26 protein-coding genes are annotated in these 26004 nt (G+C 63.0%); 13 read left to right on the plus strand and 13 right to left on the minus strand.

Going from position 1 to position 26004, the window contains the following annotated elements; all coding sequences use genetic code 11:
* Positions 1-6 precede the first annotated feature (6 nt).
* Positions 7-435 carry an organic hydroperoxide resistance protein gene (locus tag AB5K84_RS29960; RefSeq protein ID WP_038965977.1) on the minus strand — a complete coding sequence of 143 codons (429 nt, stop codon included), beginning with the start codon at positions 433-435 and terminating at the stop codon, positions 7-9.
* 21 nt (positions 436-456) lie between these two features.
* On the minus strand, positions 457-1248 hold the full coding sequence (locus tag AB5K84_RS29965) for an aspartate/glutamate racemase family protein (protein ID WP_038965978.1): 792 nt from the start codon (positions 1246-1248) through the stop codon (positions 457-459).
* 631 nt (positions 1249-1879) lie between these two features.
* Here AB5K84_RS29965 and AB5K84_RS29970 point away from each other — a divergent pair.
* From AB5K84_RS29970 to AB5K84_RS29985, 4 genes are read left to right on the plus strand one after another with little or no spacing between them, the layout of a single operon-like run.
* Positions 1880-3028 carry an ABC transporter substrate-binding protein gene (locus tag AB5K84_RS29970; RefSeq protein ID WP_011086210.1) on the plus strand — a complete coding sequence of 383 codons (1149 nt, stop codon included), beginning with the start codon at positions 1880-1882 and terminating at the stop codon, positions 3026-3028.
* 42 nt (positions 3029-3070) lie between these two features.
* On the plus strand, positions 3071-4114 hold the full coding sequence (locus AB5K84_RS29975; protein ID WP_011086209.1) for a branched-chain amino acid ABC transporter permease: 1044 nt from the start codon (positions 3071-3073) through the stop codon (positions 4112-4114).
* On the plus strand, positions 4111-5880 hold the full coding sequence (locus tag AB5K84_RS29980) for a branched-chain amino acid ABC transporter ATP-binding protein/permease (RefSeq protein WP_011086208.1): 1770 nt from the start codon (positions 4111-4113) through the stop codon (positions 5878-5880). Before AB5K84_RS29975 ends, AB5K84_RS29980 begins: the two co-directional genes overlap by 4 nt.
* Positions 5877-6590 carry an ABC transporter ATP-binding protein gene (locus AB5K84_RS29985; RefSeq protein WP_011086207.1) on the plus strand — a complete coding sequence of 238 codons (714 nt, stop codon included), beginning with the start codon at positions 5877-5879 and terminating at the stop codon, positions 6588-6590. Before AB5K84_RS29980 ends, AB5K84_RS29985 begins: the two co-directional genes overlap by 4 nt.
* A 397-nt stretch (positions 6591-6987) precedes the next feature.
* Here the strand turns inward: AB5K84_RS29985 and AB5K84_RS29990 are convergent, their stop codons facing one another.
* Positions 6988-7230, minus strand: coding sequence for a hypothetical protein (locus tag AB5K84_RS29990; protein WP_028172001.1), 243 nt, complete (start codon positions 7228-7230; stop codon positions 6988-6990).
* Positions 7231-7712: 482 nt separating this feature from the next.
* Here AB5K84_RS29990 and AB5K84_RS29995 point away from each other — a divergent pair, with 482 nt between their 5' ends.
* Positions 7713-8219: a peptidoglycan-binding domain-containing protein gene (locus tag AB5K84_RS29995; protein ID WP_028172002.1), complete on the plus strand. Its 507-nt coding sequence runs from the start codon at positions 7713-7715 to the stop codon at positions 8217-8219.
* Positions 8220-8280: 61 nt separating this feature from the next.
* Here the strand turns inward: AB5K84_RS29995 and AB5K84_RS30000 are convergent, their stop codons facing one another.
* Positions 8281-8775, minus strand: a complete 495-nt coding sequence (locus AB5K84_RS30000; protein WP_162494078.1) for a MarR family winged helix-turn-helix transcriptional regulator — start codon at positions 8773-8775, stop codon at positions 8281-8283.
* A 149-nt stretch (positions 8776-8924) separates the two neighbouring features.
* Between AB5K84_RS30000 and AB5K84_RS30005 the strand changes: the two genes are divergently transcribed.
* From AB5K84_RS30005 to AB5K84_RS30020, 4 genes are all read left to right on the plus strand, one after another.
* Positions 8925-9602 (plus strand): VOC family protein, encoded by a 678-nt coding sequence (locus AB5K84_RS30005; RefSeq protein ID WP_011086203.1) that lies wholly within the window; start codon positions 8925-8927, stop codon positions 9600-9602.
* A 47-nt stretch (positions 9603-9649) separates the two neighbouring features.
* Entirely contained in the window at positions 9650-10984 is a 1335-nt protein-coding gene (locus tag AB5K84_RS30010; protein WP_011086202.1) for an epoxide hydrolase family protein, read from the plus strand.
* Positions 10985-11060: 76 nt separating this feature from the next.
* Positions 11061-11516: a carboxymuconolactone decarboxylase family protein gene (locus AB5K84_RS30015; protein WP_441232704.1), complete on the plus strand. Its 456-nt coding sequence runs from the start codon at positions 11061-11063 to the stop codon at positions 11514-11516.
* Between the two features lie 101 nt (positions 11517-11617).
* On the plus strand, positions 11618-12505 hold the full coding sequence (locus tag AB5K84_RS30020) for an alpha/beta fold hydrolase (protein ID WP_011086200.1): 888 nt from the start codon (positions 11618-11620) through the stop codon (positions 12503-12505).
* A 2-nt stretch (positions 12506-12507) separates the two neighbouring features.
* Here AB5K84_RS30020 and AB5K84_RS30025 read toward each other — a convergent pair whose 3' ends face one another.
* From AB5K84_RS30025 to AB5K84_RS30040, 4 genes are read right to left on the minus strand one after another with little or no spacing between them, the layout of a single operon-like run.
* The gene (locus AB5K84_RS30025) at positions 12508-13215 is read right to left on the minus strand and encodes a hypothetical protein (protein WP_246716298.1); all 708 of its coding nucleotides are present in this window, start codon (positions 13213-13215) and stop codon (positions 12508-12510) included.
* Between the two features lie 11 nt (positions 13216-13226).
* On the minus strand, positions 13227-13664 hold the full coding sequence (locus tag AB5K84_RS30030; protein WP_011086198.1) for an acyl-CoA thioesterase: 438 nt from the start codon (positions 13662-13664) through the stop codon (positions 13227-13229).
* Positions 13664-14572 carry a fumarylacetoacetate hydrolase family protein gene (locus AB5K84_RS30035; protein ID WP_011086197.1) on the minus strand — a complete coding sequence of 303 codons (909 nt, stop codon included), beginning with the start codon at positions 14570-14572 and terminating at the stop codon, positions 13664-13666. Before AB5K84_RS30035 ends, AB5K84_RS30030 begins: the two co-directional genes overlap by 1 nt.
* Positions 14573-14615: 43 nt before the next feature.
* Positions 14616-15722 (minus strand): cupin domain-containing protein, encoded by a 1107-nt coding sequence (locus tag AB5K84_RS30040; RefSeq protein ID WP_011086196.1) that lies wholly within the window; start codon positions 15720-15722, stop codon positions 14616-14618.
* A gap of 367 nt (positions 15723-16089) precedes the next feature.
* Between AB5K84_RS30040 and AB5K84_RS30045 the strand changes: the two genes are divergently transcribed.
* The 4 genes from AB5K84_RS30045 to AB5K84_RS30060 all read left to right on the plus strand — a co-directional run bounded on the left by AB5K84_RS30045 (position 16090) and on the right by AB5K84_RS30060 (position 20943).
* Positions 16090-18249, plus strand: a complete 2160-nt coding sequence (locus AB5K84_RS30045) for a thiamine pyrophosphate-dependent enzyme (protein WP_011086195.1) — start codon at positions 16090-16092, stop codon at positions 18247-18249.
* Positions 18246-19811 carry an indolepyruvate oxidoreductase subunit beta family protein gene (locus tag AB5K84_RS30050; protein WP_011086194.1) on the plus strand — a complete coding sequence of 522 codons (1566 nt, stop codon included), beginning with the start codon at positions 18246-18248 and terminating at the stop codon, positions 19809-19811. The genes AB5K84_RS30045 and AB5K84_RS30050 overlap by 4 nt, the downstream gene beginning before the upstream one ends.
* Before the next feature lie 155 nt (positions 19812-19966).
* The gene (locus AB5K84_RS30055; protein ID WP_011086193.1) at positions 19967-20461 is read left to right on the plus strand and encodes a MarR family winged helix-turn-helix transcriptional regulator; all 495 of its coding nucleotides are present in this window, start codon (positions 19967-19969) and stop codon (positions 20459-20461) included.
* Positions 20461-20943 carry a MarR family winged helix-turn-helix transcriptional regulator gene (locus tag AB5K84_RS30060; protein ID WP_011086192.1) on the plus strand — a complete coding sequence of 161 codons (483 nt, stop codon included), beginning with the start codon at positions 20461-20463 and terminating at the stop codon, positions 20941-20943. Before AB5K84_RS30055 ends, AB5K84_RS30060 begins: the two co-directional genes overlap by 1 nt.
* 137 nt (positions 20944-21080) lie before the next feature.
* On the opposite strand, the gene AB5K84_RS30065 is transcribed toward AB5K84_RS30060, so the two are convergent.
* The 5 genes from AB5K84_RS30065 to AB5K84_RS30085 all read right to left on the minus strand — a co-directional run bounded on the left by AB5K84_RS30065 (position 21081) and on the right by AB5K84_RS30085 (position 26000).
* Positions 21081-21962, minus strand: coding sequence for a DMT family transporter (locus AB5K84_RS30065; RefSeq protein ID WP_011086191.1), 882 nt, complete (start codon positions 21960-21962; stop codon positions 21081-21083).
* Between the two features lie 128 nt (positions 21963-22090).
* Complete coding sequence (locus AB5K84_RS30070; RefSeq protein ID WP_162603507.1) at positions 22091-22573, minus strand: GNAT family N-acetyltransferase; 483 nt, start codon at positions 22571-22573, stop codon at positions 22091-22093.
* A 167-nt stretch (positions 22574-22740) separates the two neighbouring features.
* Positions 22741-23850 carry a D-alanine--D-alanine ligase family protein gene (locus AB5K84_RS30075; RefSeq protein ID WP_038965983.1) on the minus strand — a complete coding sequence of 370 codons (1110 nt, stop codon included), beginning with the start codon at positions 23848-23850 and terminating at the stop codon, positions 22741-22743.
* A 17-nt stretch (positions 23851-23867) separates the two neighbouring features.
* Positions 23868-24524, minus strand: a complete 657-nt coding sequence (locus AB5K84_RS30080; protein WP_063713264.1) for an antibiotic biosynthesis monooxygenase family protein — start codon at positions 24522-24524, stop codon at positions 23868-23870.
* 747 nt (positions 24525-25271) lie between these two features.
* The gene (locus tag AB5K84_RS30085) at positions 25272-26000 is read right to left on the minus strand and encodes an SDR family NAD(P)-dependent oxidoreductase (RefSeq protein ID WP_011086187.1); all 729 of its coding nucleotides are present in this window, start codon (positions 25998-26000) and stop codon (positions 25272-25274) included.
* Between the last annotated feature and the right edge of the window lie 4 nt (positions 26001-26004).

A 26004-nucleotide genomic window follows, 5' to 3' on the forward strand; every position in this document is an offset into this window, starting at 1 on the left:
TCCGCCTCAGACCACCGTCAGTTTCACGGCAATATTGCCGCGGGTTGCGTTCGAATAGGGGCAACGCTCGTGCGCGCCGGCGACGACCTCTTCGGCCACAGATTTCTCGACACCCGGCAGGTTGACTTTCAGTTCAACGGCGAGCGCATATCCGACGGGGACCGGCCCCATTGCAACCTTCGCGGTCACCGAGGGCTCGGCGGATGGCGCGACCTTGCGGGTGCGCGCGACCAGCTTGACCGCACCGAGAAAGCACGCGGCATAGCCGGCCGCAAAGAGCTGCTCGGGATTGGTGCCCTCGCCGCCGGGGCCGCCCAGCGATTTCGGCACGGACAGCAAGACCGACAGCCGATCGTCAGTGCTGGCGGCCTTGCCATCCCGACCTCCGGTCGCCGTCACCTCGGTCTCGTACAGGATCTTTTCGGGAGTCATCATGGCTGGTTCTCCAAGGCTGGTTCACCGGGACTGGCGGCTGTTGCGGGCGAGAAGTGCGCGAAAATCGTCGCGCGCCTGTGCGCTGGCCCGCTTGAAGCTCGGCCCGCGGCTGGGCTCGGTGCCATTGAGCTTCCGGAGCTGCACCCACATCTCCGCACTCTTCAGGGCCACGGCCGCGCAGTTGACCACGGGCGCGTGGCCGACCTTCAGGCCATGCTCCCTGCCGATCAGGAGGCCCGGCAGCACACCGGCGGGGATCACGACGTCGGCGCCGCGCTCGACCAGCGGACGTGCGCAGGCGACAAAATCCTCGATCATGCGGGCTTGCGCGGCCTGATCTCCGGCGAACGCATCGGCGAAATCCGCCGGCTTGCAGCCAAGGCCCGTCACGTGGACCACGCGATCGCCGAGGCCGTAGCGCTCGGCCTGCTCGTAATGCCAGACCTCGAAGACAGGATCGAGCGTCACAAGGCCTAATCGCCGGCCGAGCTGCGAGGCCGCCAGCAACGTCGCCTCGCCGGTCCCGATCACGGGAATGTCGAGCGTCGAGCGCAGCTCGTAGAGACCCGGATCCTGGAAGTGCCCCATGACGAAGGCGTCGAACCCGCCCTCCTCGGCCGCGATGCCGTTGTCGATCGCCTGGACGGCGCAGCGCAATTCCGCAAGCCGTCCGAACTCGCGGTCCGGCGGCGAAATGCCCTCGACATGAACCGTCGTGCCGGATGCGGCGATGTTGTTGAGGTACTCCGACAGCCGCGCCATGTAGGGCGCGTTCACGCTCGCATCAACGAAGCTCTGCCAGAAGATGCGCATCGTCCTTCTCCTCAAGCGGTGATCGGAGGATCGGTCGTCGGCTGCCGATGAATATATTTCAATCATAAACTAATTCACGCGTCAAATGCACGCCGCGACGCTGGCGACGGCCACCGCCACGGCAAGGCAGGCACGGCCTTTTCGTCCAATCGAATGGCAAAGAAGCGCCGCGCTCTGGCGAAATTGTATGCAACGACATTTTTTTCTGACAGCACCGTGACACGTGTTGACGGCCCCACCGATAATACTTTAGGCTTTAAGTAATTCCTCGCCGGTCAGGGACCGGTGGCCATGACAATGATGTTGCAGGGCACCGATTTTGAGAGACTCGATCGTGTGGACAGTCGCCGTGCTCGAACAGCCGGCAGCAGCAGCACCGCCGGTCGCGCATCGCGGCAGGGCCAACGACCTTTCATTGCTTCAGAAAAGGCCCGCCCGCATTCGCCGATGGGCTCGTTGTTCGAACGGCAACCAGGGCCATGGCTGCTGACGCCCGCCCGAGCAAACTCTCTTCGGCCGCGCCCGGGATTTGGCGCTGCAGCAATGCTTTCAATCGGTTCGTTCGTCGTTCGGGCTCCCCGCGTGGCGGCATCAAGGCATTCCTATCCAGCATCAACGGAGGAGAACGCAAATGCGCAAGACTCTGAGCCTACTTGCACTTGTCGCCGGAATCTTCGCAGCCCCGGCTGCGCGGGCCGACATCACGATCGGCTTCGTCACCTCGCTCAGCGGCAACGGCTCGTCGATCGGAATCCCCTATGGGCGGGGCATCAACGCCGCCTATGAATACAAGAAGACCATCAACGGCGAGACCATTCGCCTGATCCAGCTCGACGACGGCTCCGACCCGTCGGCCGCGACCCGCAATGCGCGCAAGCTGGTGGAGGAAGAGAAAGTCGACCTCCTGATCGGCACCGCGACGGCCCCCTCGACCATCGCCATGGCGGCCGTGGCGAGCGAGCTGAAGGTGCCGATGATCGCGGTCTCGCCGATCGCCAAATTGCCTGATACGCCGGAGCAGTGGGTGGTGTCGGTGCCGCAGCCGGCTTCACTCCTCGTCAAGATCGTCGCCGACCGCATGAAGCGCGACGGCATGAAGAACATCGGCTATATCGGCTTCTCCGACGCGTGGGGCGACCTCGTCTACAACGGCGCCAAGGCCGCCGAAGCCGCCGGCGACATCAAGGTCCAGACCAACGAGCGCTATGCCCGCACCGACACCTCGGTCACCGCGCAAACCCTGAAGGTGCTTGCGGCGCGGCCGGACGCCGTGCTGGACGGCGGCTCGGGCACCCAGGGCGCGCTGCCTCTGCTCAGCCTCGCGGAACGCGGCTTCAAGGGAAACACCTACGGTACCGTCGCGCTGGTCAATCCGGACTTCGTCAACGTCGGCGGCAAGGCGGCCGACGGCATTCAGGTCTCCGCGGGTCCCGTGATCGTCGCCGAGCAGCTTCCCGACGAGCACTTTGCCAAGAAGATCGCGCTGGATTTCCGCAGCGTCTACCAGAAGACCCATAACATCCCGACCACGGACGGCTTCTCCGCCTACTCCTTCGACGCCTGGCTGATCTTCGCCAACGCCGCCGAGCGCGCGCTCAAGATCGCCAAGCCCGGAACGGCGGAATTCCGCGCTGCGTTGCGGGATGCGATCCTCAGCACCAAGGAGCTGCCGGGCGTGCATGCCGTCTACAACTTCAAGCCCGGTGCGGTGACCGGCGTCGACGAACGCGCGCTCGTCGTAGTGCGGCTGACCGGCGGTGCCTGGAAGTACGCGCCGTAGTCGGAAGGCGGCAGACAGTCAGAACGGGGGAACGACGTCTCAATGACGAGTGACATCGCAGCCATTCTTGCGATCGACGGGATCGCCACCGGCGCAGTCTATGCGCTGGTGGCGATCGGGACCGTCCTCATCTTCACGGTGACCAGGGTCATCTTCATTCCCTTCGGCGACATCGCCGCGTTCACCGCGCTGACGCTGGCGGCCCTCGATGCGAAGCGCTTTCCGGGCACGGGGGCGCTGGTGGTCATCCTGGCCTGCCTTGCGACCCTGATCGAGATCATCTCGCTGGTACGCGCCGGCGAAACCCGGCTGCTGCCGCGCGCGCTCTTGTTCTACCTCGTGCTTCCGGTGGCCGTGGTTGGCCTCGCCTGGCTGACGATGCGCGCCGATCCTCCGCTCGCCGTCAGGCTCGTGCTTGCCTTGATGCTGATCACGCCGATCGCTCCGCTGCTGGATCGGATCGTCTTCCGCCCCATCGCGGACGGAACGGTGTTGTTGCTCCTGACGGTCTCGGTCGCGCTGCATTTCGCGCTGGTGGGCCTGGGGCTGCTGTTCTTCGGACCTGAAGGCGTCAGAACCGAACCGCTGACGTCGTTGTCGGCCGAGTTCGCCGGCGTGCTGGTCTCGGGCCAGACCATGCTGATCGTGATCGCAGCCCTCGTCTTCAGTGGCCTGCTCTTTCTCTTCTTCGACTTCACGCTGGTCGGAAAATCGCTGCGTGCCACCGCCGTGAACCGGACCGGCTCCCGCCTGATGGGAATACGGCCCGCCCGCGCCGGCACGATCGCCTATCTGCTGGGCTCGCTGATGGCCGGCGTATCGGGCATCCTGATCGCACCGGTCAACACCGTGTTCTACGATTCCGGCTTCCTGATCGGCCTCAAGGCCTTCGTCGGCGCCATCGTCGGCGGCATGACCAGCTATCCCGGCGCGGCGATCGGCGCCGTCGGCGTCGGTATTCTCGAAAGCTTCGCATCCTTCGAGAGCAGCGCGCTGAAGGACGTCATCGTGTTCTCGCTTCTGATCCCGATCCTGATCTGGCGATCGCTCGCCTCGCTGCATTCCGAGGAGGAGATCGAGGAATGACGCGCTTCCAAATTCAGCTTGCGGCAATGGCGGCGCTGGTGTGTCTGGCGGTAGCCCCCTTCGTGCTCAGTCCATTCAGCATCACGCTGATGAACTACATCGGCATCTATTCGCTGGTCGCCATCGGCCTTGCCCTGCTCACCGGTGTCGGCGGCATCGTGTCGTTCGGACAGGCCGCGTTCGTCGGCGTCGCGGCCTATGCAACGGCCTGGGTCTCCGCGCTGAACGGGTACTCCCCGTGGCTCGGCCTCCTGTTCGGCGTGGCGCTGACCTGCTCGGTGGCGTCCATCCTCGGCGTCGTCACCTTGCGGCTTCAGGGCCATTTCCTCTCGCTCTCGACCGTCGCATGGGGCCTCGCGATCGGCTTCCTGTTCGGCAATGTCGAGGGGCTCGGCCGCTTCAATGGCATCTCGTCGATCCCGCCGATCAGCATCGGATCGATCGCGCTGGTCTCGAGCGCGCAGATCTATTTCCTGATCTGGGGCATCGTCGCCGCCGTCCTGCTGCTCGGATATAATTTGTTGGACTCCCGGCTCGGCCGCGCCATGCGCGCGCTCCGCGGCGGCAACACGCTGGTCGAGAGCCTCGGCATCAACGCCTTCCAGATCAAGCTCGTGACCTTCGTGATCGCGGCCTTCCTGGCCTCGCTCTCAGGGTGGCTCTACGCCCATATGAGCCGGTTCATCAGCCCTGGCCCGTTCGATGCCGGCATGGGCATCGAATATCTGATGATGTCGATGGTCGGCGGCGCCGGCAGCCTTCTCGGCGGCGTCGTCGGTGCCGCCGTCGTCACCCTGCTCAAGAACAGCGTGCAAGACTATCTGCCGCTGATCGCCAAGGGCGCTTCCGGTCAGCTCGAGATCGTCGCCTTCTCCGCATTGTTCATCCTGTTCCTGCAATGGGCGCGGCAGGGCATCGTGCCGTTCGTTGCGCGCTTTCTGCCGAAGGTCCGGCGCGATCGGCCGCTGCCGGCGCCGCCCCTGCCCCGCCGCGCGCAGCCGACCCCGGGCGAACTGCTTCTGAAGGTCGATGGCGCCGAGCGGCGGTTCGGCGGCCTCGTCGCCGTCAACAATGTCAGCTTCGAGGTGCGGTCCGGCGAGATCCTCGCCGTCATCGGCCCGAACGGCGCCGGCAAGAGCACGATGTTCAACTGCCTGACCGGCGCGCTCCGGGTCAACAAGGGCGAGATCGTCTTTGCGGGACGCCCCATCACGCGCGACGCGCAATCCCGCATCGCCAAGGCCGGGATCGCGCGGACCTTCCAGCATGTGAAGCTGCGGCCGCGCATGAGCCTGCTCGAAAACGTGATGCTCGGCACCTACGCCCGCACCAGCACCGGCCTGTTCGCCAGCGCCTTCCGCCTCAACCAGCGCGAGGAGGCCAGCGCGCGGCACGAGGCCCTGATGCAGCTCGAGCGCGTCGGGCTCGGCGAAAAGCCGTTCGAGCTCGCGGGCAATCTGCCGCTCGGCAATCAGCGCATCCTGGAGATCGCCCGTGCGCTCGCCGCGGACCCGGCGCTGCTGGTGCTGGACGAGCCGGCGGCCGGCCTTCGCCGCCAGGAGAAGCTGCGGCTTGCGGAGCTGCTCAGGTCGCTGCGGTCGGACCACCTGACCATCCTGATCGTCGAACACGACATGGAGTTCGTGATGTCGCTGGTCGACCGCATCGTGGTGCTCGATTTCGGCTCAAAGCTCTGCGAAGGCGCTCCAGCGGCGATCCGCAGCGACGAGCGGGTTCAAGAGGCCTATCTTGGAGGCGTCGCGTGAGCGAGATGTTTTCGATGACCGACGTGACCGTCTGCTACGACAATGTCGAAGCGGTCCGCAACGTCTCGCTGTCGGTCGAGGAAGGGCAGATCGTCACCGTCATCGGCCCGAATGGCGCCGGCAAGACCACGCTGCTGATGGCCGCCATCGGGCTGCTCGCATCGCGCGGCCGCCTGGTGTTTCAGGGCAACGATATCGGGAGGATGTCCGTCGAGGACCGCGTCGAGCGCCGGCTGTGCCTCGTCCCGGAAAAGCGCGAGCTGTTCTCCGACATGTCGGTCGCCGACAATCTGCTCCTCGGCTCGTACAGCCTGCGCGACCGCTCGGGCGTCCAGAAGACGCTGGACGAAGTCTATGATCGCTTCCCCCGGCTGAAGGAGCGGCAGCGCCAGGCCGCCGGCACACTCTCCGGCGGCGAGCGCCAGATGCTCGCGCTCGGCCGTGCACTGATGGCCAAGCCGAAGCTTCTCATGCTGGACGAGCCCAGCCTCGGCCTTGCGCCGCTGATCGTGCGCGAGATCTTCCGCACCATCGCGTCGCTGCGCGACCTCGGCGTGTCGATCCTGCTGGTCGAGCAGAACGCGCGCGCCGCGCTGGAGACGGCCGACTACGGCTACGTTCTCGAAACCGGCGAGGTGGTGCAGTCAGGCCCCGCCAAGGATCTCATCCACGACCCCCGGCTGATCACGGCCTATCTCGGCGGACACTAGGGCCGGCTCTTGCAGGCCGCACAACAAAAAGTCGAAAAACAACCCCATGCACAGTAGCCGGGGACAGCGATATCAATGGCTTGATGGCCCGGTGCAGGGACTGCTGTTCTTTCGAAATCGTTTGACCCGTCGGGCAAGACAGGGGCATGATGCCATCATCCCGGCGGTGGCGCGCGATGCGCCACATTGAATGATTTCACTTCCCACGTACTTGCGAGACGACGGCCCGCTTCGGGAGTAGCAAGCCGAGTTCGCGTGCCTTCTTTCTTACTGAAGTGACATGGCGATCAAGCTCCCGGGCTATGTCTCCGGCGCAGGTTTTCTGACGCGCAAGAGCCTTCAATCGCTGCGCGTCGTGCCTAGACCATTCGCGCGGTTTTGAAAACTTCACGGACCCTCATTCGTCTGAAGCGATGGAAGGTGCGGCGACCTCCCCATCCGAGATGGGCGATATGAAATCTCTGTGCAGGCAAGTTGGTCTTCGGGCGCCATCGAACAGCACGGTGAGGCCCGTGGTACGACGGCTCACGTCAATGACGATGCCGCTCCGGTCAGCAAGCTCCGGGCATCGAGCAGCACCAAGCTTGCTCATCCTGAAACGCATACCGACAGCAATTCTGTCGACGTTCTGGTAAATCATTACCGATATCCGGTAAGTAAAAAGTCACAGGTAAAAAAGCAAAAGCTCGAATTAACACAAAACTATACCAGATCGACCATCCGTGCAACCGGCGGACGAAATTGACCGCGAACTCTCGCAAGCAGGCGCGACTTGGCGGCAGCCCAAATCCCGAGCATCCGCTGTTGGACTCTTTCCGGAAGTGCCGCGATGTCGACGTGGGTCCGAAATGTGCGCCAGAACGGATGACCGCCTGTGCGCATCCCAACGTGCCGAGGTCGTTAGCCAAGCGCCTGTCGGGCAGTCCCGACGCAATTCCGTGTAACAAGCTACGCCCGCCAAGGAACAAGTGCCTCCTGTAACAGTTGCCAGCGACGGAACCCGGAGTTGACCTTTGATTTAGACACCACCCGAAATTCGAGTGTCACAGCGGTGCATTTGAACCGATACAGGTGTTCAACGCGAAATCATTGCGAGACTCAAGATCAGCGAAGGATATGCCATTGCGCGTCTTCATCCTCGCGTTATCAGTCTTGGGAATTTTCTTGGGAGTTCTCCTCGGTGCAAATGCTGCCGCAGCCGGTCCGAGCACGACCGACCGCGAACTGATCGCATCCATCGATCCGGCGATCGTTGCCGGTGAGGCAACTCAGGAAACCGAAGATCAGATCGGCCTCAACAAGGGAAAGCGTCGCGACGTGCAGCGCCGGCTGACCGGTCTCGGTTTCGACACCAAGGTCAACGGACGGTTCGACGTGTCGACCCGCGCCGTCATCACGCGCTGGCAGGCGGCACGCGGCTATCCCAGGACTGGCTTCCTGAACCCGCTGCAACATCAGGCGCTACTGACCGAGTCCGCCTCGGCGGCGCATGCCAGCTTCAGCGGCAGCGATAAATCCGATGACGACCGTTCGGCCCGCCGTCGCGCGGGTGCGGACCATCAGCACAGTGGGGGCGGTCCCGGTGGACTGATCGGCGGCGTGCTGGGAGGACTGTTCGGACGCAGGTGACGCCCTGCCCGCTTGACGTCCACATCCCTGACCGATTCACAGGGAGAGGGCCTGTCACTCGTCACTCGTCCTTCGTCGCCTTGATCAAATTGTCGCGGAGCGTGACGACGCTTTTCTGCAGCCGCGCGAAATCATCCTGCTTGAGCCCGCTCGACTTCACGAGATTCATGTGCATGCCCTTCTCGCGCAGGCGTCGGCCGGCGTCGGTGAGGCTGACGCGCACCTGCCGCTCGTCGGCGGGATCGCGCTCGCGGCGCAAATAGCCCATCGCCTCGAGCTTTTTTAGTATCGGCGTCAGGGTGTTGGATTCCAGGAACATCCTGTCGCCGAGTTCACTCACGGTCTGGTCATCTTGCTCCCACAGCGCCACGATGGCGATCCATTGCGGGTAGGTCAGGCCGACCTGCCGGTAGGCCCGCCCGTAGGCGAGGTTGGCCGAATAGATCGCGAAGCACAGGAAATCAGCGAGGCTCCGGTCGCCCGCGGCCGGTTCCTGGTTCTGATTGTCTATTGAATTATCTCTGGAATCGGCTCTGAGACCGTTCGTAAGGCTCATTGTGGACGCCCTTTCAGACACGGATATGTGAAGTCTCGCATGCATATATATCGCATCCGATTAAATCGAAAGGGTTGACATCAGAGCCTGGCGGCACTTTATGACTCGCACCCGATTATATCGTATACGCGCCAAATCAGGAGAGAACCATGCCAGTCACAAATGCAAAGAAGACCACCAGAGCACCAACGATCGACATGAAGCTCGAAGTCGTCGTGATCCCCGTTTCCGACGTCGATCGTGCCAAGGAGTTCTATGCAAACCTCGGATGGAGGCTCGATGCCGATTTCGCGGGGCCTGATGATTACCGCGTGATCCAGTTCACGCCGCCCGGCTCCCCCTCCTCGGTCATTTTCGGCAAGAACGTCACCGCGGCGGCACCCGGCTCCGCCCAGGGCCTGTACCTGGTCGTCTCCGACATCGAAGCTGCGCGAAACGATCTGCGCGATCGCGGCGTCGAGGTCAGCGAGGTCTTCCACGCCGGAGGCGACGTGCACACCGGCCCGGACGAACCCTATCTGTTCGGGCGACGTCGGATTGGTGGTGCGGAGCCCGCGCACCGCAGCTATCGTTCGTACGTTTCGTTCCACGATCCCGACGGCAACGGCTGGCTGTTCCAGGAGGTGACCACGCGATTGCCGGGACGCGTCGAGGCAGCAGACACGACATTCACCTCCTCGACCGAGCTTGCGAGCGCGCTCCGGCGTGCGTCCGCGGCACACGGCGAGCACGAGAAGCGGAACGGCGGTCAGTACGATGCGAACTGGCCGGACTGGTACGCCGACTACATCGCCCGTGAGCAGGCCGGCCAGCCGCTCCCGGTCTGAGCCGCGGCTGCGACGTCACCCAACCGAAAGAGTGAGGGAGAGTCCCAATGCGTGCGCAATCAGTTTCTGAAGTCATCAACCCGGACCGGCGCCAGCTTTTGCGTTCCGCCGCGGTGGGAATGGCCGCGGCGGCCGCCGCGAGCCTTTTCCCCGCGCACCCGGCGCCGGCGGCCACAGCTGACGAAATCCGCCCCTTCCGGATCGACGTTCCAGAAGAGGCGCTGATCGATCTGCGCAGACGCATCAACGCGACGAGGTGGCCGGAGCAGGAAACAGTCGCCGACGAATCGCAGGGCGTGCAGCTTGCGATCCTCCGGGACCTCGCGCGCTATTGGGCGACGGACTACGACTGGCGAAAGATCGAGGTAAAGCTGAACGCCCTGCCGCAGTTCATCACAGAGATCGACGGGCTGGACATTCATTTCATTCACGTTCGTTCGAAGCACGAAGATGCGCTGCCGCTCATCGTCACGCATGGATGGCCAGGCTCGATCATCGAGCAATTGAAGATCATCGATCCCCTCACCAATCCCACGGCGTACGGCGCGAGCGCATCGGACGCCTTCCATGTCGTGATCCCGTCAGTTCCCGGCTACGGGTTTTCGGGCAAGCCAACCACCAGCGGCTGGGGCCCTGCCCGCGTCGCGCGCGCCTGGGTCGCGCTGATGAAGCGCCTTGGCTACGCACGCTTTGTCGCGCAGGGCGGCGACATCGGCGCCCTCATTTCCAATGCGATGGCTGAGCAGGCGCCGCCGGAACTGCTGGGCATCCACACCAACTTCCCCGGCACGATTCCGCCGGAGATCACCAAGGCGCTGCAGAGCGGTGAGGCACCCTCCGGTCTCTCGGCCGACGAGCAACACGCCTTCGACCAGGTGAAGGATTTCCGCGCCAAGCATTTTGCCTACGCAGCCATGATGGCGACCCGGCCGCAGACACTCTACGGATTGGCGGATTCGCCGGTCGGCCTGGCCGCGTGGATTCTCGATCACGGCGACGGTGACGCGCAGCCGGCGGCGGCGATCACTTCGGCCGTGCTCGGACGCACCGTCAACGGGCATCCAGCCGGCGCCGTGACCCGCGACGACGTCCTCGACGACATCACGCTCTACTGGCTGACGAACACCGCGATCTCGGCGGCCCGCTTCTACTGGGAAAACAAGGGAATGAGCGCGCTGAACGCGGTCAACATCTCGATTCCCACCGCCGTGAGCGTCTTTCCCGGCGAAATCTACCAGGCTCCGCGCAGTTGGACCGAGCGGGCCTACCACAAGCTCATCCACTACAACAAGGTCGACAAAGGCGGACACTTTGCGGCCTGGGAACAGCCGCAGCTTTTCACGCAAGAGGTTCGCGCAGGCTTCCGGCCGCTGCGCAAATAGATCTGAACATTCTGCCCAAACCAAGAGAGCACGAAATGATCTCCATCGAGCAGAATTCATCACCAAGGAACAAAACATGAGTCAGCGTCTCGACTACAATCAGATTGCACCGGCAGGCGTGAAAGCGCTGGGCGGTGTCCGTGGCTACGTCATGCAGAGCGGCCTTTCCCCTACGCTGGTCGAGCTGGTCAACCTGCGAATTTCCCAGATTAACAATTGCGCGTACTGCCTCGATACGCACACCCGTGACCTGCTCAAGAAGGGAGTGAAGATCGAAAAGATCGCGCTGGTGCAGGCGTGGAAGGAAGCCGGCGCCCTCTTCGACGAGCGTGAACGCGCCGCCCTTGCGTGGGCCGAAACGGTGACGCGCGTCGCGGATACCGGCGTGCCGGATGAAGCCTATCAGGACGCCCGCGCCGTGTTCGACGAGCGAGAACTCGTGGACCTCACGATCGCGATTGGCCTGATGAACGCCTACAATCGCATGGCGATCAGCTTTCGGAACACGCCACAGGCAGCACTCGGGACGTAAGCCCCAGGAGGCGCCGGGAAGTTCTCTGCCGAGCTTCTTTCAGACTCCAGATCAACTTGGCCTGCACGCTGATCGGATAACGGGACGAAAGGACGCTGATCATGTCATACCGGATCAACAACACAACAATCGATTTCTTCGAGATCAACGAAGACATCACGCTCAGAAGAGTGGTTCTGCGTAACCCGAGACCGAAGGGGACCGTTCTCTTTCTGCACGGCTTTCCGGAGACCCTGTCCGCCTGGAAGGACATTGCCGAGGCCCTCGCCGACGACTACGAAGTCCACGCTTTCGATTGGCCGGGTTACGGTCTTTCATCGAGGCCAATGGTCGACAGGTTCTCCTATGCGCCGAAGGACTACGCGCATGTTCTGGATCAGTACATCGTGAAAGCAGGCATCGACACGTCGAGGCTCACGATTTACGCAACGGACATCGGGGCCCTACCGGCACTCCTGCTGGCGGTGGAAAAACCCGATATCGCAAGGACAATCATCGTTGGCGACTTCGCCCCGTTCAACAGGCCGCAGTTCATGTCCGAGAAGCTGCAAAATCTGAAGGCGGGGCCTGCCATGGAGCAGGTCCGCGCCAACATGAACAGTAACCGCGACGAGATCCTGGAAAACATCTTCACAAGAGGCTTGCCCAAGGAAGCGCAGTTCGAAGTTTCGCAGCAGTTTAGGGACGACATGTCCCACGGATGGAGCCACGGCGCGATGACGACCGTAGACGCGTTCTCCCACTACTACTCGCACTTCACGCGAGACCAAGACCACTTCGAATCGCAACTAGCCCGGCTCAAAACCCCGGTGAAGGTGGTTTGGGGCGAGAAGGACCTCTACATCAAGAAGGAGATGGGAATAGAGCTCGCCGCAAGGATCGACGCCGAGTTGGCGCTTCTTCCCGGCATCGGGCACTACCCTCACCTCCAGGACCCGAAGCGCACCGTCGACGAGGTTCGCGCCTCGCTACGCGGCACGTCAACTTGATCTCACCGTGCTCTCGGATCTCGCGGGGGCCGCACGGCCCGCGTCAGCATCGGAAAATGCTTGTTGCCGCCAGCGAATGGCGGGAATTTCACGAAGTCCGCGCGCATGCGCTTGATCACGTCGGAGCCGAGCGCGTGCGCGAGGGATTGCGGGCTGTCGAACACCAGCTTGTTGCGCTGCATGTGCTCGACCCGCTGCGACGGCAGCCGGTCGACCCAATCGATGCGGGTGTAGATCTCGATCTGGCGGACATCAGGGAAGGTCCGCATGATCGCCGGGTGGTGCTCCAGATAATGCAGGTTCCAGGCGTTCATGTCCTCGGCCGGGCCGGGATAGTGCACGAGGTAACTGCACGGAGTTGTCGTTCCTGCCGGATGTTCGGCGACATCGACGGGGAATGACCGCGTCACCATCACCTGATGCGTGACGTACAATCCGGCGAGGCCTGACAATCCGGCACCTGTCGCCAAGCTGGCCAAGACGCCGCCGCGATCCATCGCCGCTTCGCATATGAGCAGGTCGGGAAAGCGCAGTTGAAGCGCAAGCACAGGGCCCGAGCCATCGGCTTTGTAGGGATGATCGACCGACTGTTGCAGCGGCGTGAACAGCAGGCCCTCGGTCATCCCAGGGATCGATCCGACCAGCTCAGCGACGGCGGCAACCTCGTCGGAACGAATCCACCGTTCACCAGAAGGATCGGAGAACGTCATGAAGAGCGAGATCATGCCGGCGTTGCCTCAGCGCCCTCGCCCTCGCTCACGTGCGCCATGAGCGCGGCGCGAATGTCATCGGGCCACGGGATCGCATGGTGATCCAGCAGCGAGGTCGCGGCAACGACCTGGCGGGCGCGCCAGCGCATGCCATTCGCGCCCGAGACGACATGTTCCAGATGGAGCGACGATCCGCCGACCCGGGCGATGCGCAATCCGAACGTCAGGCGATCGCCGAACATCGACGGCCGGGAAAAGTCGCAAGTCAGATGCACCGTGGGCGTTCCGATCTTCCGAACCGTGATCAATTCCGGCCAGGGAAAACCGATCTCCGCCCAAAACTCTTCGACGACGCCGTTGAGGATGTTCAGATAGGACGGAAAGTACGCGATGCCCGAGGGATCGCAATCGCCGAACCTCAGCTCGCGATCGAACGAAAACGTCGTCATCAGATCGCGACAACGGGGTGCCTGATGACACCGACGCCGTCGACCCCCGCTTCCACCACGTCGCCCGGCCACAGCCATTCCTGCGGGCTCATGCCGGCCCCGACGCCTTCGGGCGTTCCGGTCGCGATGATGTCGCCCGGCTCGAGCGTCATGCCCGACGAAATGTCCGATATCAGCACCGGGATGTCGAAGATCATGTATTTGGTGTTGGAGTCCTGCTTCATGACCCCGTTCTTGGTCAGCCAGAGCCGCAGGTCATGCGGATCGGGAATTTCGTCCGCGGTGACGATGCACGGGCCGAACGGTGCATAGGTGTCCATGCCCTTGGAAAAGATCCACTGGCCGGCGCGGCGATTGTCGCGCGCGGAAATGTCGATCATCACCGAATAACCGAAGACGTGCTCCATCGCTTTCTCGGTCGCGATGCGCGTCGCGGTCTTGCCGATGATGACGGCGAGCTCGACCTCCCAGTCGAGCTGCTGCGTCATCTTCGCGTTGTGCTGGATCGCCGCGCCCGGGCCGATCACGGAAGTCGGCGGCTTGGAGAAGACGACCGGCTGCTTCGGCAGGTCCTTGTCCGTATCCAGGCTCTTGGCGGATTCCGCCACATGCGCGCGGTAGTTCAGCCCGATGCCGAAGATGTTCTTTCGCGGACGCGGGATCGGCGCCTGCAGCTTGACGTCCTCGACCGGAACGGCGGAGCCGGCCGGCAGGCGTCCATTGGTATTGTCCAGGCATTCCCTGAGCGCCGGCAGCAGTGTCACGCTGTTGTCGATGAGCGACAGCATGTCGCTCGGCCATGCAAAGCCTTGCGACGCACCGAGGTGCTCGACGTCCACGACCAATCCGTCAACGAGGACCCCGAGACGGGCACCGCTGGAGCCCAAAGTGTAGGTAACAAGGCGCATGAAGCTTTATCCGGCTCTTTCGGTTGAATTCTGCGAGGGTACGTCAGGCAGCCACTGGCTGGTGGCCGGCATTATCGCCATAGGCCTCTTCACGATAGAAGCCGAGACTTTCGATGACAGGCAGGTCGTTGAAGCAGAACAGGCAGGCGTCTTCGCTCTCCGACGCATTGCCGTGCTCGTGCCAGGCCCAGGAGGGAACGCAGAAGATGTCGCGCTCCTCCCACGCGAAACGCGTGCCGCCGATGATCGAATAGCCTCGGCCCTTGGCGACCTGGTAGATGAAGCTGCCGGTGTGCCGATGCGACTTCGTCTTCTCGCCCGGCCGGAGCAGTTGCATGCTCGCGCCGATCGTCTGCATCACGTGCCCGCCGGTGATCGGATTGACGTAGTTCATGAGAATGCCGTCATAGGGCGAGCCGTCGGTTGCGGCGGCGTATTTCCGCAAGGACTCGTAGGTCGGCTCCCACTCGTATTTGAACATGGGGGAATAGCCCTTCGACCATTTCGAATCCGCCGGCCGCAGCCCGGGATTGCCCCAGGTCTTGGTCATGTCGTCCACGGGATAGCCGGAGTCTTCCTGTTGCACCTTCGGATGGACCGCGAAAAAGTTCGCCTCCAGCGCATTGACGAGCGGGATGTCGAGGCCGTCCTGCCAGATGCAGACCGAGCCGTTGCCGTCGACCCCATGCTCGTGCCAGGTGCCATTCGGCGTCAGCACGAAATCCCGCGCCCCCAGGGTCATCTTGTGGCCGTCGACGATGGTGTAGGCGCCCGCCCCTTCCATGATGAAGCGCAGGGCAGAGGCCGAGTGCGCGTGGGCCGATGCGACCTCGCCGGGGTGCATCACCTGCAATCCCGAATAGAGCCAGCCGACCGCGGCCGAGACGTCGCGGCGGCCGGGATTGTTGAGGTAGATCACCCGTCGTCCCGCCTTCTCCGGCGAGACCAGCTCGACCGAACGCAGCACGTGCTCGCGCAGATCGCTGTAGCGCCAGAGCACGGGAATGGAGGCCGATTGCGGCGCCCATGGCTCGATCTTGTTGGCGACCGTCCAAAGCGCGCCGGCTTCGTACTTTTCGAGATCCTTGTAATAGGCCTTGAGCTCGGGGGTGTCCTCGACATTGGCCCGGCCGATGGTGTTTTCGCGCATCCTATCCTCCAAGTCCTGTCTCGTGGCGTCGTCGGTGCGACGCGTCCCGAGCTTTCATTCCGGTTTGCGCGCGGGCCAAGCGGCGCCAGCGGACGCCGATTGACCCGCAGATCGACGATGTCGTGCATTCGCTGCGGCTTCACGGACCGGTGAAGCCGCCTCGTCCGCTGTCGCGCCGGCGTTGAGATAGACGGGTGAAGCCTGGACGGCGGCAGCTCTAAAGCGAGGCAGCTTCAGCATCGGCCCTACCCTGTCGCTGGCTCATGACCGCCTTGCCGGAGAGAAGATCCGCAAGCGTGATAGCATGGCGCGGCGTTGACTTACTTCACATGTAAACGTATGCTATCGCATATTTCTGGAGGGTGCAATGGCTGAACGGTCTTTTGCTCGCGAAGTCGAGGATCTCCGGCTCGGCGACGGCGATACGTTCCGCGGCGAAGGCATCCTCGCCATCACCAAGGCACTGCTGCAATCCGGCGTCGCCTATGTCGGCGGCTACCAGGGCTCGCCGATCTCGCACCTGATGGACGTGCTCGCCGACGCCAAGGACGTGCTCGACGATCTCGGCGTCGTGTTCCAGAGCTCCGCCAACGAGGCGGCCGCGGCGGCGATGCTCTCGGCCTCGGTGATGTATCCCCTGCGCGGCGCGGTTGCGTGGAAGTCGACCGTCGGCACCAACGTCGCCTCCGACGCGCTGGCCAATCTGGCCTCGGGCGGCGTCACCGGCGGCACCATGATCATCGTCGGCGAGGACTACGGCGAAGGCTCCTCCATCATGCAGGAGCGCACCCATGCCTTCGCGATGAAATCGCAGATGTGGCTGCTCGACCCCCGCCCCGACCATGAATGCATCGTCAATTTGATCGAGAAGGGTTTTGAGCTTTCCGAGGTCTCGAACACCCCGGTGATGCTCGAGGTTCGCGTCCGCGCCTGTCACATGCACGGCACCTTCGCCTGCAAGGACAACGTCAAGCCGGCGCACACCATCAAGGACGCGCTCAACAATCCCAAGCGGGACGTCAACCGCATCGTGCTGCCGCCGGCGGCCTATGAGCATGAGCAGGAGAAGATCAAGACGCGGATGCCCGCGGCTGTCGGCTTCATCCGGGACAACAAATTGAACGAGTGGATGGGGCCGAAGCACGGCAAGGTCGGCATCATCATGCAGGGCGGCATGTACAACAACGTGATCCGCGCGCTGCAGTATCTCGGGCTGTCGGATGCCTATGGCAGCACGCAAGTCCCGCTCTACGTCATGAACGTCACCTACCCCGTGATCGACACCGAGGTCGCGGAGTTCTGCGTCGACAAGGATGCCGTGCTCATCGTCGAGGAGGGCCAGCCGGAATATCTGGAGCAGGCGATCAACACGGTGCTGCGCCGCAGGGACATCCAGGCGCGCATCCATGGCAAGGACGTGCTGCCGATGGGCGGCGACTACACCGCGCAGGTCCTGCTCGGCGGCGTCAGGGAATTCCTGGAGAAGACCGAGCCGCGGCTGCTCGGCAACCGGCCGCCGGCGCCGGATGCCGCGCCCGTGCTCAATCACCCCGCGGTCGAGAAGCTCAAGCAGGTCGTGCCGGCGCGCCCGCCCGGGCTCTGCACCGGCTGCCCGGAGCGGCCGATCTTCGCCGCCATGAAGCTGGTCGAGGAAGAGCTCGGCCAGCACCACGTCTCCGCCGACATCGGTTGCCATTTGTTCTCGATCCTGCCGCCCTTCAATATCGGCGCGACCACCATGGGCTTCGGCCTCGGCCCGGCCTCGACCTCGGCCTTCAACGTCAAGGCCGACAAGCGCTCGATCGCGGTGATGGGCGACGGCGGCTTCTGGCACAACGGACTGACCAGCGGCATCGGCAATGCCGTGTTCAACAAGCATGACGGCGTGTTCGTCATCGTCGACAATTTCTACACCTCGGCGACCGGCGGTCAGGACATCCTGTCGTCGCGCGCGACCAACAAGCGGCGCAAGACCAACAATTCGATCGTGCAGGCCGTGAAGGGCATCGGCGGCCAATGGGTGCGTCAGATCGACCGCACCTATGACGTCGGCAAGATGCGCGACACGCTGAAGGAAGCGCTGACGACCAAGGACGAAGGTCCCAAGGTCATCGTCGCGTCCTCCGAATGCATGCTGAACAAGCAGCGCCGCGTGAAGCCGCTGATCAACAAGGCGATCAAGGACGGCGTCCGTACCGTCAAGGAGCGCTTCGGCGTCGACGAGGACGTGTGCACCGGCGACCACGCCTGCATCCGGCTCTCCGGCTGCCCATCGCTGTCGGTGAAGCAGCTCGACGATCCCTTGCGCGATGATCCGGTCGCGGCGATCGACAATTCCTGCGTCGGCTGCGGCAATTGCGGCGAGGTCTCCGAGGCCGCCGTGCTCTGCCCCTCGTTCTACCGCGCCGACGTCATCCATAATCCGACCCGCTGGGACATGTTCAAATCCAAAGTCGCGATGGCCGTGATCGGCTGGCTGCAACGGCGGCGCGATCGCCGGCGTCCGGCGCTCGAGGCACTGGCATGAGGGACGAGACGATCCGGCTGGCCCTCCCCGCCGCGGGCGAGGCAACTGAGCGGCCGATCTCGATCGCGATCGTCGCGATGGGCGGCCAGGGCGGCGGCGTCCTGACCGACTGGATCGTCCAGCTTGCCGAGAACCACGGCTGGGTCGCGCAGTCGACCTCGGTGCCCGGCGTCGCGCAGCGCACCGGCGCCACGATCTACTATATCGAGACGATGCCGCCGCTCGACGGCCGCAAGCCAATCCTGTCGCTGATGCCGACGCCCGGCGACGTCGACGTGGTGATGGCGGCGGAATTCATGGAGGCCGGCCGATCGATCCTGCGCGGCCTTGTGACGCCGGACCGCACCACGCTGATCGCATCCAACCACCGGTCCTTTGCGATCGGCGAGAAGATCGCGCCGGGCAACGGCATCGCCGACGGCGGCGCCGTCACCGGCGCCATCGGGATCGCCGCCAAGACCGAGATCATCTTCGACCTGAACGCGCTGGCGATCGCGCATGGCAGCGTCATCTCGGCCGCGATGTTCGGCGCGCTCGCGGCGGCCGGTGTGCTGCCCTTCAGCCGCGACAGCTATCTCGACGTCATCCGCGCGGGTGGGAAAGGCGCGAAGGCCAGCATCGGGACTTTCGAGGCCGCCTTCGACCGGGTCAAGACCGGCTCACCCGACGTTGTGGCGCCGCCGCAACCGAAACAGGCCGGCAATATCCCCTCTCCCGCAACGCCCGATCCGGATCTCGCCGGGCTTGTCGCAAGGCTGACGCAGGAGCTGCCCGAGCCCGCGCTCACCATGGCCCGCGCCGGCCTGAAGAAGGCGGTCGACTTCCAGGACGTCGCCTATGGCACCGAGTACCTCGACATTCTCAAGACGCTGCACGCGGCCGACCGCAGCGCCGGCGGTGCGGCCCGGACCTATGCCTTCACGGAAGCCGCGGCAAAGTATCTTGCCAACGCCATGACCTATGACGACGTCATTCGCGTCGCCGACCTCAAGACGCGCGCCGGTCGCCGCGCCCGCATCGAGAGCGAGCTCGAGATGTCGGAAGGACAGGTGCTCCAGACCACCGAGTTCATGCATCCCCGCATGGAGGAGGTCATGGGCGTGCTGCCCGCGGGCTTCGGTCGCTGGCTTGGCGCGCGGCCACGCCTGCTCGGCTGGCTCGATCGCCGCGTCAACCGGGGGCGCCGGGTGCGGACCTACTCGCTGCCCTGGTTCCTGGCGCTCTATGTCGTGGGCGGCCTACGCGGCCTGCGCCGCCGCTCGCTGCGGCACGCCATCGAGACGGCGCACCGGGACGGATGGCTCAAGGCCGCCACCGACGCAGTCGGCACCAACTACCAGCTCGGTGTCGAGATCCTGCAATGCCGCCGCCTCGTGAAAGGCTATTCCGATACTCACAGCCGGGGGCTGTCGAAATTCGACAAGACGCTGGCGGCGATCAAGCTGGTCGAGCGACGCGAGGATGCCGCCGACTGGGCGCGGCGCCTGCGCGAGGCTGCGCTGAAGGACAGCGCCGGCAAGGAGCTCGACGGCGTGATCCAGACCATCAAGACTTTTGCGTGATGCGGGTCGAGCCCAGCACAGGATTGGATTGCCGTTCGGACCGGAGAACGTCAGGATCAAACGGCTTGACTGCGATTGTTAGGTTGCTAATCGGAGCGAAAGACCCGCGATAATCCCTCCAATTGACGAGACACCTTGTCCTCGATGGTCATGCGATGCCGGCAGCACTCAAAGAGAACATAGTTCCCGTCCCCGGGCAGATTGAAACCCGGCTCTGGCTCCAATTGCTGTCGCTGCATGGCGAGCTGTTCGCCTCGCTGAATTCGATGCTGAACTCCGAGTTCGGCCTGTCGCTCGCAAAATTCGACGTGCTGGCCCAGCTCGATCGCTACCGGGATGGGCTTGCGCTCGGTCAGTTGTCGCAAAACCTGAAAGTGACCGGCGGCAATGTGTCGGGCCTCGTGCAGCGTCTTCTCGCCGACGACCTCATCAGCAGGGAGATGTCGAGCGAGGACCGGCGGTCCTTCATCGTGCGCCTGACGCCGAAAGGCGAAGCGCTGTTCAGGAAGGCAGCCGAAATCCACAAGAAGCATCTCGGCAAACGGCTCGAGAACGTTTCGGCCCAGGAGCTGGATACCGCGCTGTCCGTGCTGAAATCCCTTTCTTCAAAACTTCACACTGACGGCAAGAAGCAAAGTCGCAAGAGATAATGGCCAGAGAATCCAAGAGCAGATGGAAGTCGGGTCCGCCGAGGACCAGGGACCAGCTGCAGACCTACATCCCGTATCTGTTCAACCGGCTCGCCAATCGCTGGAATCTCGACCAGAACCGCGACCTGAGCGAGCATGGCGTCAACAATGTCGTGTTCCGGACGCTGTCGGTGCTGTTCATCTACAAGACCCTCACCGTCAACGAGATCGCCGTTCTCGCTGTGACCGAGCAGTCGACGGCGAGCCGCATGGTCGAATCCATGGTGACGTCGGGCCTCGTCAAGCGCGAGATCGCGGAGGAGGACCAGCGCCGCCGCGTCGTGGGTCTGACGCCTGACGGCGAAGCGCTGCTGCGCAAGATCTGGCCGGTCATGGCGAACAACTATGACAAGCTGATCGAAGGCATCGCCCCTGACGACATCGAGGTCTGCGCGCGGGTGCTGGCCAAGATGGTCGAGAACATCCGCCAGAACCAGATCTGACGTTGTTGCTTGAGCATCTCCGCGCAATCGCGTTCCGCGTTTGTCGCGGGGAAAGCCAGCGGTTGGGGACGCGGTTTCCCTGATGGATACATCCAGCTTCGTTTTGACAGCCTTCCTCTCCAGAAAGTGGAGCAGGATCAAGCAGCTCGACGTGATAAATGGACGCCGAGGATGACCAGGCTCAACGCCAACAAGGTCGCCGGGAAAATATCCTCAGACAGGAAAGCTACGGCGATCACGAGGCTCACCAGCGGCTGGCCAAACTGAAGCGGGGCGATCGAGGTGACGCCACCGTGCTCAAGCGCCCAAAACCACACTGCAAAGCCGATCAGCGTGCAGAAGACGGCCAGGAAACCGAGCGCGCCCCAGACGGCGAACGAGAGTTGACCAAGAGCGGAAGCCAAGGCCGGAAATGCGGGAAGAGTGATCAACCCAGCGAGAAGAAGCGACCAGCAGGTCGCCGCGAACAGGCCGATCCGCGCTGAGAGCCGTGCGCCTGCGACATAGCCAACGCTGACCGTGACCGTACCGGCAAGAACAAGAAGGTCGCCGAAGAGCGTCGGCGCTGCCACGCTTCCGGCAGGGTTGCGGCCGGGAATGAGAATTGCCACGCCCATGAGCGCGATCGCGCTTCCAAGCCACCAGAGCGGCCTTGGCCAGCAGCGGGAAAGCAGGAAATGGACGGTCGCCGTGAAGATCGGAGCCAAGGCAAGGACGAGGGCGGCGTGCGAGGTGCTGGTGCGTGCAATGCCGACGCCCTGCAGGACGAATGATCCGGCGAACCCGACCAGGGCGCTGATCAGCAGCGCGATCCAACCACCCCGGTCGCTCGGGAGTTCTGGCTTCAATGAGACGGCGATGGGGATGAGAATGGTGGCCGATAGCAACAGCCGGGCCAACCCGATCAACCCAGGTGACAATTCGCGGGCAACGATGGCGGTTGCTGCAGGAGTAGCTCCCCAGATCACGACGGCGACGCCGGCGCCCATGTATGCAAGGCGGGTTTTCGCTTTGGTCATTGCAGAAACCTCGGGGGGCCGGGCTGCAGGCCAAGATGACGATTACCCATTCTCGATCAGCGTTTCTTTGCGTTTGAAATGAGTATGGACATCCCCCGGCAAGTCGATCATGGGGCTACGTCGCCTGCCTAAACCGCAGTCCACTCCGTTCTGAGGACGGCCATTATCAATTCATCGCGATGGATTCCTCCAAAATAGGCGCTGCCACGTGCGATGCCTTCTGCCTTGAAGCCCACAGCTTCATACGCTCTGCGGGCTCGTTCATTCTCTGGAAAAACGCTTAGCCAAACACGGTGAGCTTCGGTTTCCCGAAAGACGGTGCCAACAACCGCGCGAACGATCCGCCTCCCTAGCTCCTTGCCAGGGTTCGACACCGCTATCCGTTTCAGACAGGTCACTCTCTCCGGAGCCCCCCAATCCCGGACAATGGCGAATCCAACAGAAGCCGCGCAATCCCTGGCAATGAAATAGGCATAGTGATTGTCATCGATAGCCGCCAGATGCCGCGCCTCGTCCCACCGGCCGACTAGTGTATGGTATCCTTCCGACCGTTCGGTCATCATCACGAATGGCAAATCCGTCTTGAACGCGCGCTCGATCTTAAGGTTCATCATCGGTCCATGCCTTCAAATAGATCGTGCGTCACACCGTCTTCCTCATATTTCCCCTCGGCGCCACTCCCCAGCCGGCAGCACGCGGATGCAGATGTAACGCGTCGCTCTGGTTCCGCGGCGAGATCAGAGGGCTCCTTAGTTGGGTCCTATCCGCCGCATTCTTGTCAACCGAAGCTTAAGGCACGACGTCGCTCGTGGCGCGCAAACGCGTGCGCGATTAGCTTGTCCATGAGGTCGGTTTGAGACAAGCCGCTTGCTTCCCAAAGCTTGGGGTACATGCTGCTCGATGTGAACCCTGGCAACGTGTTCGCCTCGTTGACAAAGACTTCATCGCCTTGAACAAAGAAGTCGACTCTGGCCATACCTTCGCAGCAGAGCACGTTGAAGACTTCAACGGCAAGTTCCTGAAGACGGCGAGCCTGTAGCAGGGGAAGGTCTGCCGGGATGTGCAGAGCGGCGCCATCGGCGTCGATATATTTTGCCTGATACGAATAGAAGCCGTGCTCGCTCGCCCGAACAATCTCGCCGAGCCCAGACGCTCGAATATCACCTGTCGATTCCTCCAGGACAGAACACTCGATCTCCCGCGCTCCGTTCAGAGCTTGCTCGACCAGGATCTTGCGGTCGTAGCGGAACGCGAGAGCACACGACGCTGCGAATTCCTCCTCGGACCGCGCGCGGGAGACGCCGACCGATGATCCCAGATTGGCGGGCTTTACGAACAAATCCGGCGTCCCGAGCGCGGCAACTGCCGCAGCGTATTCGATTCGGGACGAGGCAGTCGTTGTTAGGAACGGCACCACGGGAAGGCCAGCGTCGCGCATCAGCCGCTTGGAAACTTCCTTGTCCATCGCCACGGCAGAACCCGTCACCGACGAACCGACGAACGACACGTCGGCTAATTCCAGTGCTCCCTGCACCGTCCCGTCTTCTCCGTTCGGCCCGTGCAAGATCGGAAATGCAACGTCGATACTCCCCGCGTCACTTCCTGTTGGTCCGTCGCAATGAACGAGGCGGCCTCGCCCGCCCGGCACAAGGCCGATCTCCGGTGCCTCGTCCGAAATTGTGAGCGCTGTAGAACCCGTTCCCGCGCCATTCCCTGAATCGCAGGCAAACCAGCGACCATCTCGCGATATGCCTATGAGATAAACGTCATAGCGATCGCTGTTCAGAGCTCGAAGGATATTGGCAGCGGATGCCCTGGAGACTTCGTGCTCAGCCGAGCGCCCTCCAAACAGCAGCCCGACGGTAATCTTACGTCGCTCTTTCGTCATCTCTCCACCGTATGCTGTCACAAACCAGCATCAGCCGGCTTCGAGCCATGCTCTTGAACCTGGGTCACGGGCGGATAATATTGAGGCGCCTCCTTTCGATCGAACATGCCGTAGTCGCGAGACACGAGATACAATCGGATCGATGTCACGACGCCTGCCAACAAGAATTCCTCTGCCATTCGAAGCCCGTCTGCAAGCGACGATGCCAGGGCCAGGACGATGTATTCTCGCTCGCGAGAAATGCTCGCCAGAATGTCACCTTCAACGCCCGCTTGGATGGGCGAGTTGGCGGTGGAAACGATCATGAATCGTTCTGGCCGCAGAACCGGGTCGTTGTAGCTGTTGGTGGTTTCGAATTGACGCGGAGCGCCGGCTTGAGGAGTCCACTCGCAGACGAGCTGGCCGATGCGCAGGCGATAGTCCTCGAAGTGCAGCTTTCTTCCCGCGATTTGCGCGGCATGATGCTTTGCGTGGGTACGCCATCCGGCAAGGCTTGCCTCATCGCGCCAGTGAGAGTGCGAAAGCACGATGCCTGGCCGACCGACGCTTTTGAAGCGGTCAATGAACAGAAGGCCGGGATTCTTGTCCAATTCGGGTCGTAGACCGGCGGCAATATCGAAATAGGCCTGCTCGTGTCCTGGTCGCGGCATAACTTCGAAGAACAATCCAATCATATCCGCTCCACTAGATTGTCGGGTCTGCATGCACCGCGCGGTTGGAGGTGGGACCGCATATCATCACTCTGAGTTCCGTTCTTGATGCGCCAAGAGCGATCCCGCCGATGATTAGGCCCATTGCCAGAAACTACGATGGCTCAACGGGGTCATTGAGGCTGATGGCGGCGCTCATGATGCCAACGTCTGGAATCGCAAGTAAACCCTGGGACATTCCGCTCAAATAGCGCGACCAAATTTGCATTTTGCATAAGGTTTCAGGTGGCTCTATGAAAAGGGCCAGTTCTAAAAAATACAGAGAGCCAGAAAGATGCTCTTGCTGGAGGGGACGCTGCTCTTGTCGCCGGGAGTGAGCGGACCTTGTTGCTGCAACTGTCTTGGGGGGTGAGGACGCTCATTACGAGCGGACGCCCGACCACCGGCCAACGCCTCCATGTGCCGCGCAGCTTGGCCGCCGATGGCGTCCACGCCCTTCAAGCCGGGGAAACTTACGGCACAACTCTTCGAGGCTGGCGCAATATCGCCGGTTGTCGGGCAAGCTGTTTCACAAATCAAAAGAGCGAGGATTGTTTCTTGGATTTGCGGCATGGAATGAGAGGGAGATCGACCGTGCCACACGGGTTGTCGACCGGATAATCCGTTGACGTGCACAATGCGGGGCCGTCATGCAGCGCGGAGTGTCGGCCGGATAGCTCCCGCTAGATGACCGTCAATCGGCGGCGTCCAATTTTGCCCGCCGAATAGCGCTTACGGCCCCAGGCCCACGAGGCTGGTACCGCCGCAGACGTAGAGCACCTGGCCGGTGACGAAATCGGAACGTTCGTCGAGGAAGAAGGTGATGGCGTGCGCCACGTCCTCGCGCGAGCCGAGCCGCCCGACCGGGACGTTGCGCGCCATCCGCGCCTGCTGCTCGGAGCCCTTGGGAATGACGCCCCAGAAATTGTCGGTCAGGATCGGCCCCGGCGCGACCACGTTCACGGTGATGCCGCTCGCGGCGAGCTCCAGCGCCCAGGTCCGCGCCATGCCATGCACGCCGGCCTTGGTCGCCGAATAGGCCGAGCGCGTCACCGCGCCCATCGCCGCCCGCGAAGAGACGAACACGATGCGCCCGAAGCGACGCGACAGCATCCCTTCCAGCGCCGCCTGGGTCAGCAGCATCGGCGCGCCGAGGTGCAACTGCGCCAGCATCAGAATGTCTTCCGGCTTCGCGTCGGGCAGCAGATTCGGCAGGATGACGCCCGCATTGTGCACGAGGCAGTCGATGGCGTGATTCCGGCCGATCTCCTGCGCGATCGCGCGCGTCTCCGCGATGTCAGTCAGATCGGCGCGATAGGCCGCGAGCAGATCATGGGTCCAGTCCGGCTTTTCCAGCCCGACCGAGACCACGCGCTGCCCCTTCTCGACGAGCTTTCTCGCCAGCGCCTCGCCGATCCCCGAATTGCCGCCGGTAATGAGTGTGGTGCGTATCTCGCTCATGATC

It is taken from the genome of Bradyrhizobium sp. 1200_D9_N1_1 (assembly GCF_052075915.1).
GTDB classification, from domain to species: Bacteria; Pseudomonadota; Alphaproteobacteria; order Rhizobiales; family Xanthobacteraceae; genus Bradyrhizobium; species Bradyrhizobium diazoefficiens.

Bases quoted from the DNA above. Each gene is read 5' to 3' on its own strand.
- AB5K84_RS29960 (WP_038965977.1), bottom strand. From the start codon at position 435: ATGATGACTCCCGAAAAGATCCTGTACGAGACCGAGGTGACGGCGACC.
- AB5K84_RS29965 (WP_038965978.1), bottom strand. From the start codon at position 1,248: ATGCGCATCTTCTGGCAGAGCTTCGTTGATGCGAGCGTGAACGCGCCC.
- AB5K84_RS29970 (WP_011086210.1), top strand. From the start codon at position 1,880: ATGCGCAAGACTCTGAGCCTACTTGCACTTGTCGCCGGAATCTTCGCA.
- AB5K84_RS29975 (WP_011086209.1), top strand. From the start codon at position 3,071: ATGACGAGTGACATCGCAGCCATTCTTGCGATCGACGGGATCGCCACC.
- AB5K84_RS29980 (WP_011086208.1), top strand. From the start codon at position 4,111: ATGACGCGCTTCCAAATTCAGCTTGCGGCAATGGCGGCGCTGGTGTGT.
- AB5K84_RS29990 (WP_028172001.1), bottom strand. From the start codon at position 7,230: ATGATTTACCAGAACGTCGACAGAATTGCTGTCGGTATGCGTTTCAGG.
- AB5K84_RS30000 (WP_162494078.1), bottom strand. From the start codon at position 8,775: ATGAGCCTTACGAACGGTCTCAGAGCCGATTCCAGAGATAATTCAATA.
- AB5K84_RS30005 (WP_011086203.1), top strand. From the start codon at position 8,925: ATGCCAGTCACAAATGCAAAGAAGACCACCAGAGCACCAACGATCGAC.
- AB5K84_RS30010 (WP_011086202.1), top strand. From the start codon at position 9,650: ATGCGTGCGCAATCAGTTTCTGAAGTCATCAACCCGGACCGGCGCCAG.
- AB5K84_RS30015 (WP_441232704.1), top strand. From the start codon at position 11,061: ATGAGTCAGCGTCTCGACTACAATCAGATTGCACCGGCAGGCGTGAAA.
- AB5K84_RS30020 (WP_011086200.1), top strand. From the start codon at position 11,618: ATGTCATACCGGATCAACAACACAACAATCGATTTCTTCGAGATCAAC.
- AB5K84_RS30025 (WP_246716298.1), bottom strand. From the start codon at position 13,215: ATGACGTTCTCCGATCCTTCTGGTGAACGGTGGATTCGTTCCGACGAG.
- AB5K84_RS30030 (WP_011086198.1), bottom strand. From the start codon at position 13,664: ATGACGACGTTTTCGTTCGATCGCGAGCTGAGGTTCGGCGATTGCGAT.
- AB5K84_RS30035 (WP_011086197.1), bottom strand. From the start codon at position 14,572: ATGCGCCTTGTTACCTACACTTTGGGCTCCAGCGGTGCCCGTCTCGGG.
- AB5K84_RS30040 (WP_011086196.1), bottom strand. From the start codon at position 15,722: ATGCGCGAAAACACCATCGGCCGGGCCAATGTCGAGGACACCCCCGAG.
- AB5K84_RS30045 (WP_011086195.1), top strand. From the start codon at position 16,090: ATGGCTGAACGGTCTTTTGCTCGCGAAGTCGAGGATCTCCGGCTCGGC.
- AB5K84_RS30050 (WP_011086194.1), top strand. From the start codon at position 18,246: ATGAGGGACGAGACGATCCGGCTGGCCCTCCCCGCCGCGGGCGAGGCA.
- AB5K84_RS30055 (WP_011086193.1), top strand. From the start codon at position 19,967: ATGCCGGCAGCACTCAAAGAGAACATAGTTCCCGTCCCCGGGCAGATT.
- AB5K84_RS30060 (WP_011086192.1), top strand. From the start codon at position 20,461: ATGGCCAGAGAATCCAAGAGCAGATGGAAGTCGGGTCCGCCGAGGACC.
- AB5K84_RS30065 (WP_011086191.1), bottom strand. From the start codon at position 21,962: ATGACCAAAGCGAAAACCCGCCTTGCATACATGGGCGCCGGCGTCGCC.
- AB5K84_RS30070 (WP_162603507.1), bottom strand. From the start codon at position 22,573: ATGAACCTTAAGATCGAGCGCGCGTTCAAGACGGATTTGCCATTCGTG.
- AB5K84_RS30075 (WP_038965983.1), bottom strand. From the start codon at position 23,850: ATGACGAAAGAGCGACGTAAGATTACCGTCGGGCTGCTGTTTGGAGGG.
- AB5K84_RS30080 (WP_063713264.1), bottom strand. From the start codon at position 24,524: ATGATTGGATTGTTCTTCGAAGTTATGCCGCGACCAGGACACGAGCAG.
- AB5K84_RS30085 (WP_011086187.1), bottom strand. From the start codon at position 26,000: ATGAGCGAGATACGCACCACACTCATTACCGGCGGCAATTCGGGGATC.